Source organism: Anseongella ginsenosidimutans, assembly GCF_008033235.1.
GTDB classification, from domain to species: Bacteria; Bacteroidota; Bacteroidia; order Sphingobacteriales; family Sphingobacteriaceae; genus Anseongella; species Anseongella ginsenosidimutans.
In genome coordinates this window covers 3,916,369-3,932,193 of sequence record NZ_CP042432.1, presented here as the reverse complement: position 1 = coordinate 3,932,193, position 15,825 = coordinate 3,916,369, and the positions used below count along the sequence as shown (strand labels likewise).

Here is a 15,825-nt window from a genome sequence, read left to right as displayed (position 1 = left end):
TAATTTGATTAATATGAACATGCAAAAATACTTTCTTCCGGTTTTCCTGGGCTGCTGTCTTTTTTTGACAGCTTGTAAAGAAAACGCCATCGGCCCCTTTGACGCCGGGACGCCGGCCCCGGGGCCTGTTTCCAATATCACCGTGGAGCCGCTTCCGGGAGCCGTGAAGCTGACCTATAAGCTTCCTGCCGATAAAAATCTTCTTTATGTAAAGGCTGAAGTTGAAATTAACGGGGAGATAAGGGAAACCAAGGCCTCCTTTTACCAGAATTACATGGAAATACAGGGATTCGGCGATACGACAGCATACAACGTGAATATTTATGCGGTAAGTCGTAGCGAAAAGGTATCTGAACCTGTCCATATAAAGGTAAAGCCGCTGATGCCTCCTGTAATGGAAGCCTACGCCTCCCTGGATCTTAATGCAGATTTCGGCGGAGCTACCGTGAGCTTCGAAAATTCCGCGGAAGGGGAGCTGAATATCATTATGCTGACAAAGGACAAGGCGGGCGACTGGCAGACGGCCGATATTTACTACACGCAAAAGCCGGCCGGCTATTTTTCGGTCCGGGGCTATGACACTCTCAGCAGGGAATTCGCAGTTTACGTAAAGGATCGCTGGGATAACAGGTCAGATACCTTGGTAAAGGAGTTGAAACCCATCTTTGAAAAGCAGCTGGACCGTACACAGTTTCGCGAATATGTCCTTCCTACGGATCAGGCCCCGGCCTGGGGCTGGGTTATGCCCAATATCTGGGACGGGATTATCGTCAATAACACCAACGTGGATAAGCCGGGTTTTCACACGGCTCCGGGGGAATGGCCGCAATGGTTCACATTCAGCCTTGGCGTAAAAGCGAAGCTTAGCAGGTTCAGGTTCTGGCAAAGGGGAAGCTGGGTAGCGTTTACCGACCGAAATATTAAAAAGTTTGAGATATGGGGAAGCAATGAACCTGCCTCGGACGGAAGCTGGGAGGGCTGGACAAAATTACTGGAAGGAGAATCGGTGAAACCTTCCGGCTTGCCCATGGGTGAAAATTCCACGGAAGACCTGGCGCTGGTAGGGGCCGGAGAGGAATTTGTATTCCCGGCGGGAACTCCGGCCGTGAAATATATCCGGATCAAAGTACTCGAGACCTGGAGCGGGGCGGAAAGCTTCTATATTATGCAGGTCGCTTTCTGGGGCGCCGAAGCAAAATAATTGTTTAAAAAATAATCAAATGAAAACGCAATATACATGGAACCTCTGTATGGCTATGGCGCTGGTTATTCTCGCCGCCTGCAGTAAATCCGAAGAATATAAAGATTATATGTCTAACGGCGAGATCATTTATCCTGCCAGGGCGGATTCGATCAGGGCTTACCCGGGAGAAAAACGGGTATTGCTTACCTGGCTCACTACAGATCCCAGGATCGTCTACTTCAATGTATTCTGGAACCAGGGGAATGATTCGGTCCGCGTACCTGCAACACATGCCGGCAACCTCAATGTTCCGGACACCAACAGCGTGACTATTTCCGATCTGGAAGAAGGTACTTATGAATTCAGCGTCGTTTCTTACGATGAAGATCACAACGTTTCTATTCCTTCTCTTGCGCAGGCAAATGCATATGGTAACAATTACAGGAGTACCCTGCTTAACAGGGCGGTAGAACGGACAGAGTTCATAGCCGGATCGGGTTTTGCAAGTATAAAATGGCATGAGTCCGAAGGGCTGGAAGCGGGCGTGGAAGTCCTTTACACGGCCGGCGATGGCGCGGAGCGGGACCTTTTCGTACCTAAAGATACTTCTTTAACCCGTTTACCTTCTTACAAAGCCGGCACCGACATTCGCTACCGGACATTGCACCTGCCCGATACCGGCGCCATTGATACATTCCGCACGGATTATGCAATCATTCCGGCACCGGAGATGACTTACCGCGAACTGGATAAATCAAGGTTCAGCCCGGTTTATCTTCCCGGTGACGTTGGAAGCGCCTGGGGATGGGAGCTGCCTTTTCTCTGGGATCACAATACGGCGGAAGGAAGCGGCTTTCATACGCCGGAAGTGATGCTCCCCCAGTATTTTACCTTTGATCTGGGAGTAAAAGCGGTGCTTCGTGAAATGAAGATCTGGCAACGGCAGGGGGCAGGTATGCCTTATAACGCAGGGAATTTAAAGAGATTCGAGGTATGGGGAAGCAATGAACCTGCCCCTGACGGTAGTTTTACAGGCTGGGTCAAACTCGCTGAATGCGAATCCATCAAGCCCTCCGGCCTTCCCTTAGGTTCTGTGACCCAGGAGGACATCGACTACAGTGCTGCCGGAGAAAGCTTTACTTTTCCTGAAGATACGCCCGGGGTCAGGTACATTCGCATTAAGATTTTGGAAAACTGGTCGGGATCGCTCAGCAATCATATGATGGAAGTCAGTTTCCGGGGAGAGTTTTAATCCGGTTGAACGAATTAAGATATATAAATGAGAAGGTTTAATATTTTTTTGCTTTTCGGCCTTTTATCGCCTGTGCTTGTTCCGGGGCAGGATAAACACAGTATTATTGACGGGTCCGATTTTGAATTCCTGGAAGGTATCACCAGGGCGGTCCTGGACAGCTCGCGCATCTTGCCGGGCCAGGCGCTTCCCGCCCCCTTTGGAAAAAATAATACGGGAGGAATACTGGTAAGGCCCGGGGGCCGGGAAACGTACCCCTCTTTCTGGATAAGGGATTATGCAATGACCCTGGAAAGCGGCCTGATCAGCGAAGAAGAGCAAAAACATATGCTGCTGCTCACCGCATCCACCCAATGCGACCAGGCCTGGATAACCAAAGGGGAAGCATGGTGCCTTTTGGAGCTATCGCAGACCATATCAGGGTAGATGACCTCCTGCCGATTTACTTTCCCGGTACCTACGACTATGAAGCTCAGGGAGTGGAGGAATTCGGGAAGTTCCCTCCTTACGGGGATCAGTTCTACTTTATACATATGGCTCATTACTATGTGCAACAAACCTCGGATAAAAAGATCCTGGAGAAAGAAATAGACGGTTTCAGCCTCATCGACCGCCTGGAGATCGCGTTTAAAGTTCCTCCGGCCAGGAGCGATAACCATATTGTGTACACCACGATGGGCTTCAGGGGGGTGGACTTCGGCTTCAGGGATGCTGTAAGAATTACCGGTGATCTTGTTTACCCCTCCATTCTGAAATACCGGGCGGCAATGCAGCTCTCCGCGCTTTTTGAAAAGCTGCGGAACCAGGGAAAGGCCAGGGCCTATCGGGAAATAGCCGCGGCCATAAAAAAAGCCTTGCCCGGATTGTTCCGGAATGAACAGGGAATGCTGCTGGCCTCGACCGGAACCAGCGGCCAGCCCGACGTATGGGCAACCGCCCTGGCCGTTTACCTGGGCATCCTGGAAGGTGAACAAATGGAAAGCGCGTGCCGCCACCTGGCAAAACTTTACAAAGAGGGCTCGCTGGCTTATAAAGGAAGCATCCGCCATGTACCCACCACAGACGACTTCAACGGGCAGACAGCATGGGAAAATGCGATCGTTCCCAAGAATACCTATCAGAACGGGGCTTATTGGGGAACGCCTTCCGGCTGGGTAAGCTATGCCATTTCCAGGGTGGACCGGGAACTTGCAAAACAGCTAATAAAGGAATACATCGCCGAATTAAGGAAAAACGATTTCAGGAAGGGAAGGGGCTTCAACGCTCCCTACGAATGTTTTTCCCCTTCAGGCTATACCCGCGGACCGGTTTACCTGACGACGGTCAGCTGCCCTTACATTGTATTAAAAGGCATGTGAGGCGGAAGCGGGGAGCCTCACCGTCCAATAAAATTCTTATTTTAGGCATCAAACCCCCGATTGATGGCGCATGAATATTTTTTAAATAAGCGATTAAGGATCGCCCTGCCCTTATGGACCGTAGTTTTCCCATGCCTTGGCCTCGCTTTATTGGTTGTTTCCGGAAATTTTGAAGGCGGGATCTTTATGGCGGTCATGGGCGGGCTGCTTATTTGCGCCGTACTGGCTGCCGTGCATCATGCAGAAGTGGTAGCGCATAAAGTTGGCGAGCCTTTCGGAACGCTTATCCTGGCGCTGGCCATTACCATTATTGAGGTTTCGCTGATCGTCTCCATCATGCTGTCGGAAGGAGCGGAGGGGTCCGCCCTGGCAAGAGATACCGTTTTCGCCGCGATTATGATCATTCTTACAGGCATAATTGGCTTGTGCCTGCTCCTGGGCGGCTACCGTTTTAAGGAACAGTTATTCGTTCAAAAAGGGGTCAGCGCATCGCTGATCACTCTCGCAGCTATTTCTATCCTGACATTGGTGCTGCCCAATTATACGACCACCACGCCGGGGCCTTATTATTCAACGGGGCAGCTGCTGTTCATCGCAGCGGTGTCCCTGGTATTATACGGCAGTTTTGTCGCGGCGCAGACAGTTCGTCACCGGGATTATTTTCTTCCCGAGGATAAAGATCCGGGCGATCAGGAAGCACATATGGAACCTCCTTCCGTCGCCACGGCGATTAGCAGCCTCATTTTTCTGCTGGTAGCCCTGGTGGTGGTGGTAATGCTTTCAAAAAAACTATCTCCTGCCATTGAGGCGGCTGTTTACAGCTTGAATGCTCCTCAGAGCCTCGTGGGCATCATTATCGCAGCGGTCATTTTACTGCCTGAGGGGCTGGCGGCGATCAAGGCAGCACGAAAAAACCGGCTGCAAACCAGCCTGAACCTGGCCCTGGGTTCTGCACTGGCGAGTATCGGGCTTACTATTCCCGCAGTAGCTATCCTGGCCTATTTTACCGGGTATACAATTACTCTTGGCCTTGATACGAAATCCACGGCGCTTTTGCTGCTTTCATTATTTACGATAAGTATATCATTTAATGCCGGACGCACGAATATCCTGCAGGGTATCGTATTGCTGGTGATCCTGGCTGTGTACTTGTTTACCACGATCTTTCCTTAGTGATCCCAACATTAACGAAAAGAATGCGCTGAGGTCCGGGCCTGGTGTTCTGTTAAGCCTGAACACTTATGTTTTTTGCCCGGTCTCTTTGAATTTCCGGATGGCATTTATAACTTAGGCCTGCTGAAACCAGATCCTATGTTAACCCTCCCGTTAGGGGTCGGGCATGACATAAGCGATTACTTCAATCCCTTTGTGCTGAAAACAGATTAATTCGTTCTCTGGTGACGTGTTGCTTGTATTTGCCACCCACTGGTTTTTTTAACTAAAAAAAAAGGAGGAATTCTTCATGTTGATCTGTACAAGACCGTACAAATTTTTCGTTGCTTTTTTTATGACCGGCCTGTTGTTTGCCGGAAGCCTGCCAGCCAGTGCGCAGCGCCTTGTTCTTTACACACCTTATACCAGTATTTCGGTTCCCCCGGGGGAGTCGATCGATTACGCTGTTCAGCTTATTAATAAGGGCGGCGGGATCGGCAAAGCTTCCCTGTCCCTGTCAAAACTTCCCGAAGGCTGGGAATACGATCTCAAATCCGGCGGATGGAGCGTGGAACAGCTTTCCGTGTTGCCGGGAGAGAAACAGACCCTGGACCTTACTGTGGATGTTCCCCTGAAAGTGGATAAGGGAACCTATACCTTCAACCTGGTGGCCGGGGGGCAGGACGTGCTTCCTCTTACCGTGACGGTATCCGAGCAGGGTACCTTTAAGACGGAATTTACCAGCGAGCAGCCAAATATGGAAGGTGCGGCGGATGCCACCTTTACCTTTAATACCGAATTAAGAAACCGCACGGCCGGCGAGCAGCTGTATGCCCTGCGGGCGGACGCGCCCCGGGGATGGGGTGTGGTATTCAAACCGAATTATAAACAGGCTACTTCTGTGAATATAGCGCCGAATTCCACTGCGAGCATCACGGTGGAAGTGAATCCCCCTGACCAGATCAAGGCAGGCACCTACAAGATACCGGTGAAGGCGGCCACCAGCACTACATCGGCCTCGCTTGACCTGGAAGTGGTGATCACGGGATCCTATGAACTGGTACTATCTACTCCGAGCGGCTTGCTGAGTACTGAAATAACCGCCGGCGGTGATGAAAAAGTTGAATTAATTGTCAGGAACACAGGTTCTTCCGCCCTCAAGGATATTGACCTTAGCGCTTCTGCGCCCGTGAACTGGGAGGTGGCTTTTGAGCCGGAAAGTGTTGCGCAGCTGGAACCGGGCAAAACAGCCAGCGTGACCGCTACCATTAACGCCGATAATAAAGCAATAGCGGGGGATTATGTGACCACGCTCCGGGCCAATACGCCGGAAGCTACTTCCGAAGCTTCCTTCCGGGTGTCCGTAAAAACGTCCATGTTATGGGGATGGGTAGGTATCCTGATCATCCTGATCGCATTAGGAAGCGTGTTCCGGCTGTTCCGCAAATACGGAAGGAGGTAAGCGTGAACCAGTCAATTATAGAACTGGAGGGCCTTACAAAAAACTACGGGTCCTTCACCGCTGTGGATCATCTTAGTTTGTCGGTTTCCGGAGGAGAGATATTCGGCCTGCTGGGCCCCAACGGCGCCGGAAAATCAACAACGATTTTAATGATGATCGGGCTCACCGAACCCAGTTCAGGGCGGGTGCGGGTATGCGGCATTGATTCCACCCATAACCCGGCGGAGGTGAAAAAACAAGTGGGATACCTGCCGGAGGATATGGGCTTTTACCAGGAACTCAGCGGGCTGGAGAATCTTGTCTATACCGCGCGGCTGAACGGAGTGCCGGAAACTGAAGCTGCAGCGAAGGCGGAACGGATGCTCGGGAAAGTGGGCCTCGCCGGACAGGGAGGAAAGAAGACCGGCAATTATTCCCGCGGCATGCGCCAGCGCCTGGGATTGGCCGATGTACTGATCAAGGATCCCCGCGTGATCATCCTGGACGAACCCACCCTGGGACTGGACCCCGAGGGTGTGCGGGAATTCCTGGGCCTTATCGTAAAACTTAGCAGGGAAGAAGGACTCACCGTACTACTATCCTCGCACCATCTGCACCAGATCCAGCAAGTATGTGACCGGGTAGGCATATTCGTGGGCGGAAAGCTGATTGCCGAAGGGGATATTCAAAAATTATCCGCGAAGCTGTTTGCCGGCGAGCCGTTTGTTGTCGAAGCCGGACTTGCCTTTACCGCCGGGAACGCGGCTCCCGCAGGACAGGAACAGCTCAGGGCAAGCCTGGAACAACTGGATGGGATCGTGTCGGTTAATGGGAAAGGAGACCTTTTGCGCATTAGCTGCTCCCGGGATATCACTCCGGAAATCGCCCGGTTGATCGTGGGATCCGGCATTGGTTTAACTTATTTGCATCGAAAAGAATATGGACTTGACGACATATATCACCGCTATTTCCAGGAAGGCAGAGAAAATTAATGATCATCCTTTTTGGGTAATTGTCAGCAAGGAAATCTCCGACCATGTGAGAAGCTGGCGTTTTATTATTCTGATTGGCTTGATTGCGTTAACCTGCCTGGGTTCGCTCTATACTGCGCTGACCAATATCGGGGAAGCGGTAAAGCCAAACGATCCCGAGGGCGCCTTCTTTTTCCTGAAGTTATTCACGATTACGGACGGGACGCTCCCTTCTTACGTGGTATTCGTTGGTTTCCTGGGGCCTTTGCTGGGTATCGGCCTGGGCTTTGACGCGGTAAACTCGGAGCAGAACAAGGGAACTCTCAGCCGTATCATGTCCCAGCCCATCCACCGGGATTACCTGCTCAACGCCAAGTTTGTAGCTGCACTGGTAGTGATCAGCGTTTTGTTTTTCGCGCTGGCCTTCCTGGTGACGGGGCTTGGAATGATCACTATCGGGATCCCGCCTGCGCCCGGGGAATTTATGCGCATCCTGGTATTCATTCTTCTCAGTATCCTGTATGTGGCGTTCTGGCTGAATCTGTCGATCCTATTTTCGGTGCGTTTCCGCCAGGCGGCTACTTCGGCCTTGTCAGCCATTGCGGTATGGGTGTTTTTCAGCGTATTTTACGGCATGATCGTGAACGTGATCGCCAGGGTCATCCAACCCGGAGCAATGGCGGGCCCCGGAAAAATGCTGGCTCACCAGAAATTTATTCTATTCCTGCAGGATCTTTCACCCAGTCAGCTTTTCAGCGATGCAACGCTGACCCTGCTGATGCCTTCGGTTCGAAGCCTTGGCCCGCTTACCAGGGCGCAGGTGGTGGGGGCTATTCCCAGCCCGCTGCCGCTGGGGCAAAGCCTGTTGCTGGTCTGGCCCCAGCTGACCGGGCTTATCGCTGTCACCGTGATCTGTTTTGCGCTTTCCTATGTATATTTTATGAAAAAAGAGATCCGTTCGCGGTAGCAGAAACACCGGGAAGGCCGCCGGCCGCCAGTTAAAACCGATACCCCACGCTTAGCCGGAAATTGCGGGGCGCTTCGGTTTGCCAGTAAAAGGCGTTCAGCCATGAGTAATAGGAGCCGCTGTAGAGGTACTCATCCAGGATATTAAATACATTAGCAGTTACCTTTAAATGCTCTCCCTGCCAGAATAAGCCGCCGTCCAGCCGGAAATAATCAGGCAGCCTGACATCGGAATCGCTCCATGAGTCCGTCGCCCTGTCCAGAAGGTTGGTAAAGCCGGCGGAGATCCCTGTCCCTTTGAGCGGCCCCGTTTGGATCTGATAACTCAGCCAGCCGTTGATGGTGTGTGCGGCAAAACCGGGGACAATATCGTCTTCGCTGATATCAGGAACGCCGGGCGCCACTTCGGTTACCCTGGAATCCGTATAGGCATAATTGGCCACCAGGTTAAGGCCCCTTGTAATCTCTCCGCGGAGGTCAAATTCCACTCCCTGGGAGGTTTTCTCGCCCAGCACAATGCTCAGGCCCGAGTTGGGCGGGCTGTTGGGGTCGGCGGTCAGTTCGTTCTTCTTGAGGATCCTGTAAACGGTCAGCGTCGTGTTCCAGCTATCGAACCAGTCTTTTTTGATACCCAGCTCGGTATTGTTGCCGGTAATTGGTTTTACTTCGCCGCCGCCGCTCAGGAGGCCGTTCTGCGGAAGAAAGGCCTGGTCATAAAGTGCATAAAAAGAAGTGGATTTATCAATGGAAACACTAAGCCCGATGCGCGGCGTAAAATGCTCCGCGGTTTCTGCGGCATCTCCCCAGGCCGACTGCGATACGTAGGTGTAACGTCCGGCGAGGGTCAAACGAATGCGGTTATCAAGAAAACCCAGCTCGTCCTGTACGTAGATGCCGGTATATTGCTGGTCCATTAAGCCCCGGCGGTCACGGCCCTTGCTTCCAGGCTGGTAACCCGGTCAAATTCCGGGTAGCCGTTTGCCGGTACGCCGTAATAAGGGTCGTGAATATGAAACTCCCCGCCTCCGGCCGTATCAAGGGGGTGCGACTGTCCCCAGTCGGCCTGGTAGTTCTTGTTGCCCATGTCTATCCCGGCCAGGATGCGGTGTTTCACGGGCCCGGTACTAAGCTCGCCGTTCAGGAATGCCTGGCCCATGGTCATTTCGCTCTGCGCATCCCAGATCCCTGCAGAACGGATCATGGTGCCGTCGGGATTGACGGCGGCCGGCCACAAGGAAGTGCCCCCGTGCTGGTAACTGAACCAGGCGCCCTGCACCGTAAGATTCCACCCGGGGCTTAACCGGTGCTGCAAATTCAGAAAAACACTATGATCATTGATGCGGGTGGGCTCCAGGCCCGGCGCCACCTGCGTATAACCTACCGGGAGCGTCGCGTATCCTTCTGTATCAAATACATAAAAAGAGCCAACATCGGTCATTTTCGCATGCTGAAGCGTGTATTCGGCCGTGACTTTGGTATCCTCGTCTATTTGATAGGAAATCACCGGCGCGATGCTGTAGCGGTCGTTGAATTCAAAATCCCGGTGAGAACCCTTATTCTGCCCCGCCAGGTTCAGCCGGTAGAGCAACTTCCCGTCATTGCTCAGCCTGCCATCCAGGTCGAGCGTGGCCCTGAAAAGGTCAAAACTGCCCAGGGTAAGATTCACTTCACCTTTTTCCTGTCCGGTTGGTTTTTTTGTCACTACGTTATAGAGCCCGCTGGGATCGCCATTTGAAAGCATGAAGCCGGCGGGCCCCTTTACGAATTCGATATGATCCACAAAACTCATGTCCTCGGTCAGTGGGCCCCAATAGGAGTTCACCACATTGAACCCATTCCGGAAGGCCTGGATCTGTGTCCCGCGCATGGTAATGTTCGTATACAGATCGCCCCAATGTTCCACGCGGGTAGCGCCGCTTACATTGCGGATCAGCTGATCGCTCATGCTGATGATCTGCTGATCGGCCAGCACGGCGGAAGTAATCACCTGGATGTTCTGCGGCACTTCCAGGAGCGGCTCGTTCAATCGCAGCGAATTGGAAAGGCGGCCCGGCTTGTAACTCGCTGCATCTGCCGTTACGATCACTTCATCCAGCAAGGCTGCGGCATTTTTGAGGGTAAAGTGCTGTTCCTCCTGCTCTCCGCGTTGCAGGTTCACCTGTTTTTCGGTAAGGGGCACACCCAATGCGATAATTTTCAGGAGGTAGGCGCCCGGGCGAATATTTTCCAGGAGGTATCTTCCGTCTGCGTCTGTAAAAACCGTATGCCGGGTGCCTTCAAGTAACACATTTGCACCGGCTACCGCCGTCCCGTCCGGCCTTTCTATGCGGCCCCTGATCTGCGCGTTGTTATTTCCCGTCAAAGCCTGACCGGCGGCCCCGGGCGAGGTTTCCTGCGCACGGGCCATAAAGCAGACACTGATAAAAAAAGCAAGGAGGGTGTATTTCATTTTTATTTAGATTAAATATAAATAGTGGTGCAAATTAAATACAGGATACGCGGATTTCCAATTATTAGCGAAAATTGTCGCATCCGACCCCCTAAACTGGCATAGTTACACCTTTCCGATCTCCGCAGGCTATGGTAATTTTACTTATATACAAATCATACGAAAGATGAAGAATTCCGATCTTTACCTACAGCTTGAAGAAACCCTTCTCGCATTCCCGGAAACCCTGGGCGCTTTCCGGCCTGAAGAACTTGATCTTGTTCCCTTTGAAGGCAGCTGGACACCCGGACAGGTAGCCGAACATATGATCCTGGCGAACTCCGGTTTTCTCGAACTTATCCGGGGAGCCTGCATGGATACGCAAAGAAAGCCTGATGAAATGGTAGACGGCATCCGGACAACCTTCCTGGATTTCAGTACGAAAATGAAATCCCCCGATTTTGTATTACCGGTTAAGGAGGTTCATGAAAAACGGGCGCAATTGGATGCTTTGGCCACGATCAAACAGCGTGTTCTTGAGGCTGTCCGGGAAGAGGATCTGACCAAAACCTGCACCAGTTTCAGTCTGCCCGTCCTGGGTTATGTGACCCGCCTGGAAGCGTTTAACTTTGTTCTTTATCATACTCAGCGGCATATTCACCAGCTGAAGAATATCCGGCGCTCGCTGTCCTGAGCTTGAAAAGCAATGTGCAATGACGAAGAATCCGGGATGCCGGTAAGTTCATCGATCCGTCAAAGCTGGCGTGGGCAGGAGCGCGTGTTTCAACCTATTGAAGTAAGTGCGGGCCGGATGGATGAGCGGTGAACCAGGAGCCGGGTTGCGAATTTTCTTTTCTCAAATTCTTCTACCGGCCGCTTACTTTCAATAAGCTCCAGCAGCAGTTCGGTAGCGGTTCGTCCCATTTCAAAGGCGGGCTGTTTTACGACGGTCAGCGGTGGTTCGGTTACTTCCGCGAGATCGGAATTTGAAAAGCCTGCGAGCGCCATTTCTTCGGGAATCTTTATGCCCCTTGAACGAAGTATTTTCAGGCAGCCTGTGGTAAGCTTATCGCCGCCGGCAAAAATAGCATCGGGAAGCGGGCGGAGTTCCATCAGGTTATTAAAGGCGTTTTCCAGCTCCGAGTGGATCATTCCGCCGTGATGACAATACTGGACATAGGATTTATCCGCCGGTATTTGATGATCTTTTAATGCCTGCCGGTAACCCTTGAGCCGTTCCTGGGTAATGGAGAGGTTTTTTGAGTTGGTGACATGCGCTATCCGGCGGTACCCGTTCCCTATGAGATGCGAAGTGGCCTCGTATGAACCCTGGAAATTATCCGCTACGACCGTATGCGTGTTGATGTCTTCCGTGATCCTGTCGAAAAACACCAACGGCAAGCCTCTTGCGTGTAGGGCTGCGAAATGCTCCATGTTCCTGGTTTCGGTAGCAATGGAGATCAGCAGGCCGTCAATAGACCGCGAAGCCAGGAATTCCAGTATACTGAGTTCTTTCCGGTAGGATTCCTGGGTTTGCGCAATGATCACATTATACCCGCGTTCATGCGCCGCGGATTCGATGCCGTTTATTGCCTTGGAAAAAAAACTATTGGCGATTTCGCTGACAATCACGCCAATGGATCTGCTTTTTCGCTCTTTCAGGCTTAATGCAATGGGGTTGGGCTGATAATTCATCCTTTTTGCACATTCCATCACCATTTTCTTGGTTTCCGGATTGATCTCGTAGCTGTCTCTCAGGGCACGTGACACGGTGGAAGTGGAAACGCCCAGTTCCCTGGCAAGGTCTTTTATCGTAACGGCGCTATATCTCATTGGCTGCGGTTAGAAAGTATAACCTTTAAATATACGAAATTTTGCCGGGAACGTTGCCGGGAACGATTGCGTAAATAAATCGGCAGGATTATTTCTTTTAAGGGGCATATCTCTGTAAACTTGTTTAGAAGCCTCCGGTCTGGATGGAGGTAATGCCTTAAACCAATTACTATGAGAAAATTACTATTCACCATGCTGATGCTTGCCACCTGCGCCGCTCCGTCATATGCCCAGACAAGGGAGGTGAGCGGTACGGTTACTGACCAGGAATCAGGGGCCGGTTTGCCGGGAGTAGCGGTGCAGGTCCAGGGAGCGCAAGGAGGCACCCAAACCGACATAGACGGAAACTATACGCTCGCAGTTCCCCCGGGGAGGTAACGCTGACTTTCAGCCTCATCGGTTATGTGACCATGACCGCGCCCCTAAGCGGGGACCGCCTGGATATTCAGCTTGCCGCCGATGTGCAGAGCCTTGATGAGGTGGTGGTGGTAGGGTATGGTACGGTCAGGAAAAAGGACCTAACAGGAGCGGTTGCCGTGGTGGATAATGAACAATTAAACCGCCGGGGGGCGCTGAACCCGGTAGAGGCAATGCAGGGACAGGTGGCCGGAGTAGATATCTCCAACTCCAGCGGCCGTGCGGGAGCCGGATTTGACATCCGGATCAGGGGGCAGCAATCCATTCAGGGAGGGCGCGACCCGCTTTACGTGGTAGACGGGGTCATTACCGATGGAATTGAGTTCCTTAATCCCCAGGATATAGCGCGGGTTGATATTCTGAAAGATGCCTCTTCGGCCGCGATTTACGGTTCAAGGGGGGCCTACGGGGTAGTGCTGGTCACGACTAAGCAGGGCGCCGATGTGAACCGGAAGGCCGTGATCTCTTATGACGGTTATATGGGGGTGAGAAACGTTGCCCGTATGCCGGAATTCATGTCCGGTGATAAATGGATGAACTGGCGGCAGGATGCTTATATCAGTGAGGCCATTACCCGGGGGAACCCGGTGCCGGAAGCTCCCGGGTTCAATACTCAGAGTGATGAAATGCAGCGCAGGCTGGACGAAAATGATTTTACGGACTGGCCTTCCCTGGTGACACAGAACGGGAGCCAGGCTAATCATTGGGTTTCCCTGTCAGGGATGAGCAATAATACCGGTTATACGTTCGGGGTGGGTTACCAGCAGGAAGAAGGAAACGTGATCAATGAAAAATACCAGCGGTATAACTTCAAGGCCAGCATAGACCAGCAGTTGAATGAAAAATGGAGTGGTGGCATTAACCTGAACCTTGCCCTGGCCGATTACGAGGCCGGGGCGCCAAACGCGATGGTGAATGCCTTCCGAATGAACCCGCTCATGAGCCCCTACAATACGGAAGACGGGGAACTGATCGTCCAGCCGGGTAAAGACCTCGTAGATGGCACCAGCAGCAATTATCATATTAATTTCACCAGTTCTGTCAATCCCCTGGTAGACATGGCCAACGCCAGCCAGGAAACGAGGACTTATTATGCGATCGGGAATGTGTTCCTGCAGTATGTTCCGCTGGAGGGATTGAGCCTGAAGACCACTTTCTCTCCGCGGTATAAACTGGATAAATACGGCCAGTTCCTCGGCACTGATTCCGAAGGAAGGGTGGGCGGGCAGCCCGGAGGGGAGATTGAGAACACGGAATCATTCTCCTATATCTGGGATAACCAGGTAACCTATAACAAGACGGCCGGCGAGCATAGTTTTAATGCCATGGGCCTTGTTTCGATGAACATGTTCCGGGATGAAGTGAGCTTTATGTCCCAGGACCGCATGGACATGAGCGCGAAAAGTTACCATAACGTGGGTTCCGGCGGCGATCTGACCACCCTGCAGGTGGATGGCGATTACGCCCGGGAAACGATCTTATCCTTCGCCCTGCGCCTGAATTATTCCTACATGGATAAATACCTGCTGACGGTTTCCAACCGATGGGACGGGGCTTCCGTACTGGCAGACGGGAACAAGTGGGAAAGTTTTCCATCGGCCGCATTAGGCTGGAAACTATCGGAAGAAGCCTTCCTGGAGAACGCCGGTTTCATAGACGATATGAAGCTCCGCCTCAGTTACGGTTTTACCGGAAACAAGGTCATTGGGCCGTATGAAACACAGGCAAGGGCAAGTACGCCTACGTACTATGATTTCGGCGGCACGCCGATGGGCGGCATTCGCCCCACGGGAATTGCCAACCGGCACCTCACCTGGGAACGTACCGGGGAGTTGAATGCGGGCCTGGATTTCTCTTTCTTCAAATACCGGCTCAGCGGTTCGGTGGACGTGTACAATAAGGTCTCCAAAAAGCTGATCCTTTCCAGGCAGCTTCCCTTTGAGGCCGGTTACGGCGTTATTCCGCAGAATATCGGCGAGGTGGTGAACAAGGGGGTGGAAGTAGGCCTGACTTCCGTAAATATCAGTACTCCTGACCTGACCTGGAGTACCAGCATTAATTTCGCCAGGAATAATAACGAGGTAACTGCCCTTTATGAAGACACGGACGAAATATTCCAGGAACTGGGAGACGGATACGATGCGGATGATATTGTAAGAGTAGGTTTTCCGCTGAACAGCTATTACAATTGGGCGGCGGACGGTGTCTGGCAGGCGGCGGAAGCCGAAGAGGCAGCCGCTTTCGGGCAATCCGAGGGTCAGGGCCGGGTACGGGACCTGAATGGCGACGGTTCCATAACGGAAGCGGACAAAACCATTATCGGAACCAAAATGCCGGACTGGACAGGCGGCCTTTCTACCACGCTTACCTTTAAGGCATTTGACCTTTCTGTCGCATTGATTGCCAGGCAAGGCATGTTCGTGTACAGCCCCTTTCACGCCGAGTTCACCAACCATGAAGACAGGGGGCGGAGCAAACTGGATATTGACTGGTACATGCAGGAAAACCCCGTTACTTCCGCCAGGACATCCGGCATGTATCCCCAGCCGAAAAACGCCGGAATTTACTGGAAGGATTCACGCGTGGGTTATTACCGGGATGCCAGCTTCCTGAAAGTGAAAAATATAACGCTTGGCTATAATTTCCCTTCGGACATGCTGGAAAGGGCTGGAATCGGAAGCTTAAGAGTATATGCAAATGTGCTGAATCCTTTCGTCTTCACGGAGTATGACGGGTTTGATCCGGAATGGGCCGATGCCAGCCTTTCAAGCGGCGGCGTCAGCTTCGTTACCTACCAGGTGGGTGTTAACCTGAAGTTTTAACC

At 52.2% G+C, this 15,825-nt stretch carries 14 protein-coding genes; 11 read left to right on the top strand and 3 right to left on the bottom strand.

Annotated features, from left to right (window positions below):
- The first annotated feature begins 13 nt into the window (after positions 1-13).
- The 8 genes from FRZ59_RS16565 (at position 14) to FRZ59_RS16530 (ending at position 8,324) form a co-directional block, all read left to right on the top strand.
- Positions 14-1,201 carry a DUF5000 domain-containing lipoprotein gene (locus FRZ59_RS16565; RefSeq protein ID WP_132130536.1) on the top strand — a complete coding sequence of 396 codons (1,188 nt, stop codon included), beginning with the start codon at positions 14-16 and terminating at the stop codon, positions 1,199-1,201.
- 19 nt (positions 1,202-1,220) lie between these two features.
- Positions 1,221-2,435, top strand: a complete 1,215-nt coding sequence (locus FRZ59_RS16560; RefSeq protein ID WP_132130535.1) for a DUF4998 domain-containing protein — start codon at positions 1,221-1,223, stop codon at positions 2,433-2,435.
- A 27-nt stretch (positions 2,436-2,462) separates the two neighbouring features.
- The gene (locus FRZ59_RS16555; RefSeq protein WP_147698378.1) at positions 2,463-2,861 is read left to right on the top strand and encodes a hypothetical protein; all 399 of its coding nucleotides are present in this window, start codon (positions 2,463-2,465) and stop codon (positions 2,859-2,861) included.
- Positions 2,822-3,793, top strand: coding sequence for a glucosidase family protein (locus FRZ59_RS16550; RefSeq protein ID WP_147698377.1), 972 nt, complete (start codon positions 2,822-2,824; stop codon positions 3,791-3,793). Before FRZ59_RS16555 ends, FRZ59_RS16550 begins: the two co-directional genes overlap by 40 nt.
- Before the next feature lie 63 nt (positions 3,794-3,856).
- Complete coding sequence (locus FRZ59_RS16545) at positions 3,857-4,966, top strand: calcium:cation antiporter (RefSeq protein ID WP_132130533.1); 1,110 nt, start codon at positions 3,857-3,859, stop codon at positions 4,964-4,966.
- 334 nt (positions 4,967-5,300) lie between these two features.
- Complete coding sequence (locus FRZ59_RS16540; protein ID WP_132130532.1) at positions 5,301-6,407, top strand: COG1470 family protein; 1,107 nt, start codon at positions 5,301-5,303, stop codon at positions 6,405-6,407.
- 2 nt (positions 6,408-6,409) lie between these two features.
- The gene (locus FRZ59_RS16535; protein WP_207910350.1) at positions 6,410-7,378 is read left to right on the top strand and encodes an ABC transporter ATP-binding protein; all 969 of its coding nucleotides are present in this window, start codon (positions 6,410-6,412) and stop codon (positions 7,376-7,378) included.
- On the top strand, positions 7,326-8,324 hold the full coding sequence (locus FRZ59_RS16530) for an ABC transporter permease (protein ID WP_132130531.1): 999 nt from the start codon (positions 7,326-7,328) through the stop codon (positions 8,322-8,324). The genes FRZ59_RS16535 and FRZ59_RS16530 overlap by 53 nt, the downstream gene beginning before the upstream one ends.
- 31 nt (positions 8,325-8,355) lie before the next feature.
- On the opposite strand, the gene FRZ59_RS19220 is transcribed toward FRZ59_RS16530, so the two are convergent.
- Together FRZ59_RS19220 and FRZ59_RS19215 are read right to left on the bottom strand one after the other, a co-directional pair.
- Positions 8,356-9,237: a TonB-dependent siderophore receptor gene (locus FRZ59_RS19220; protein ID WP_225975095.1), complete on the bottom strand. Its 882-nt coding sequence runs from the start codon at positions 9,235-9,237 to the stop codon at positions 8,356-8,358.
- Positions 9,237-10,772 carry a TonB-dependent receptor gene (locus FRZ59_RS19215; protein ID WP_225975094.1) on the bottom strand — a complete coding sequence of 512 codons (1,536 nt, stop codon included), beginning with the start codon at positions 10,770-10,772 and terminating at the stop codon, positions 9,237-9,239. Before FRZ59_RS19215 ends, FRZ59_RS19220 begins: the two co-directional genes overlap by 1 nt.
- A 166-nt stretch (positions 10,773-10,938) precedes the next feature.
- Here FRZ59_RS19215 and FRZ59_RS16520 point away from each other — a divergent pair, with 166 nt between their 5' ends.
- Positions 10,939-11,445 (top strand): DinB family protein, encoded by a 507-nt coding sequence (locus FRZ59_RS16520; RefSeq protein ID WP_132130530.1) that lies wholly within the window; start codon positions 10,939-10,941, stop codon positions 11,443-11,445.
- 89 nt (positions 11,446-11,534) lie between these two features.
- Here FRZ59_RS16520 and FRZ59_RS16515 read toward each other — a convergent pair whose 3' ends face one another.
- Positions 11,535-12,584 (bottom strand): LacI family DNA-binding transcriptional regulator, encoded by a 1,050-nt coding sequence (locus FRZ59_RS16515; protein ID WP_132130529.1) that lies wholly within the window; start codon positions 12,582-12,584, stop codon positions 11,535-11,537.
- Positions 12,585-12,755: 171 nt separating this feature from the next.
- Here FRZ59_RS16515 and FRZ59_RS16510 point away from each other — a divergent pair, with 171 nt between their 5' ends.
- Together FRZ59_RS16510 and FRZ59_RS16505 are read left to right on the top strand one after the other, a co-directional pair.
- Positions 12,756-12,962: a carboxypeptidase-like regulatory domain-containing protein gene (locus FRZ59_RS16510; protein ID WP_147698376.1), complete on the top strand. Its 207-nt coding sequence runs from the start codon at positions 12,756-12,758 to the stop codon at positions 12,960-12,962.
- Positions 12,963-12,994: 32 nt separating this feature from the next.
- Positions 12,995-15,823 (top strand): SusC/RagA family TonB-linked outer membrane protein, encoded by a 2,829-nt coding sequence (locus tag FRZ59_RS16505; protein WP_147698375.1) that lies wholly within the window; start codon positions 12,995-12,997, stop codon positions 15,821-15,823.
- Positions 15,824-15,825: the final 2 nt, after the last annotated feature.

Excerpts from the sequence above, each read along its gene's own strand:
- FRZ59_RS16565 (WP_132130536.1), top strand. The coding sequence starts at position 14 with ATGAACATGCAAAAATACTTTCTTCCGGTTTTCCTGGGCTGCTGTCTT.
- FRZ59_RS16560 (WP_132130535.1), top strand. The coding sequence starts at position 1,221 with ATGAAAACGCAATATACATGGAACCTCTGTATGGCTATGGCGCTGGTT.
- FRZ59_RS16555 (WP_147698378.1), top strand. The coding sequence starts at position 2,463 with ATGAGAAGGTTTAATATTTTTTTGCTTTTCGGCCTTTTATCGCCTGTG.
- FRZ59_RS16550 (WP_147698377.1), top strand. The coding sequence starts at position 2,822 with ATGGTGCCTTTTGGAGCTATCGCAGACCATATCAGGGTAGATGACCTC.
- FRZ59_RS16545 (WP_132130533.1), top strand. The coding sequence starts at position 3,857 with ATGGCGCATGAATATTTTTTAAATAAGCGATTAAGGATCGCCCTGCCC.
- FRZ59_RS16540 (WP_132130532.1), top strand. The coding sequence starts at position 5,301 with ATGACCGGCCTGTTGTTTGCCGGAAGCCTGCCAGCCAGTGCGCAGCGC.
- FRZ59_RS16530 (WP_132130531.1), top strand. The coding sequence starts at position 7,326 with ATGGACTTGACGACATATATCACCGCTATTTCCAGGAAGGCAGAGAAA.
- FRZ59_RS19220 (WP_225975095.1), bottom strand. The coding sequence starts at position 9,237 with ATGGACCAGCAATATACCGGCATCTACGTACAGGACGAGCTGGGTTTT.
- FRZ59_RS19215 (WP_225975094.1), bottom strand. The coding sequence starts at position 10,772 with ATGAAATACACCCTCCTTGCTTTTTTTATCAGTGTCTGCTTTATGGCC.
- FRZ59_RS16520 (WP_132130530.1), top strand. The coding sequence starts at position 10,939 with ATGAAGAATTCCGATCTTTACCTACAGCTTGAAGAAACCCTTCTCGCA.
- FRZ59_RS16515 (WP_132130529.1), bottom strand. The coding sequence starts at position 12,584 with ATGAGATATAGCGCCGTTACGATAAAAGACCTTGCCAGGGAACTGGGC.
- FRZ59_RS16510 (WP_147698376.1), top strand. The coding sequence starts at position 12,756 with ATGAGAAAATTACTATTCACCATGCTGATGCTTGCCACCTGCGCCGCT.
- FRZ59_RS16505 (WP_147698375.1), top strand. The coding sequence starts at position 12,995 with ATGACCGCGCCCCTAAGCGGGGACCGCCTGGATATTCAGCTTGCCGCC.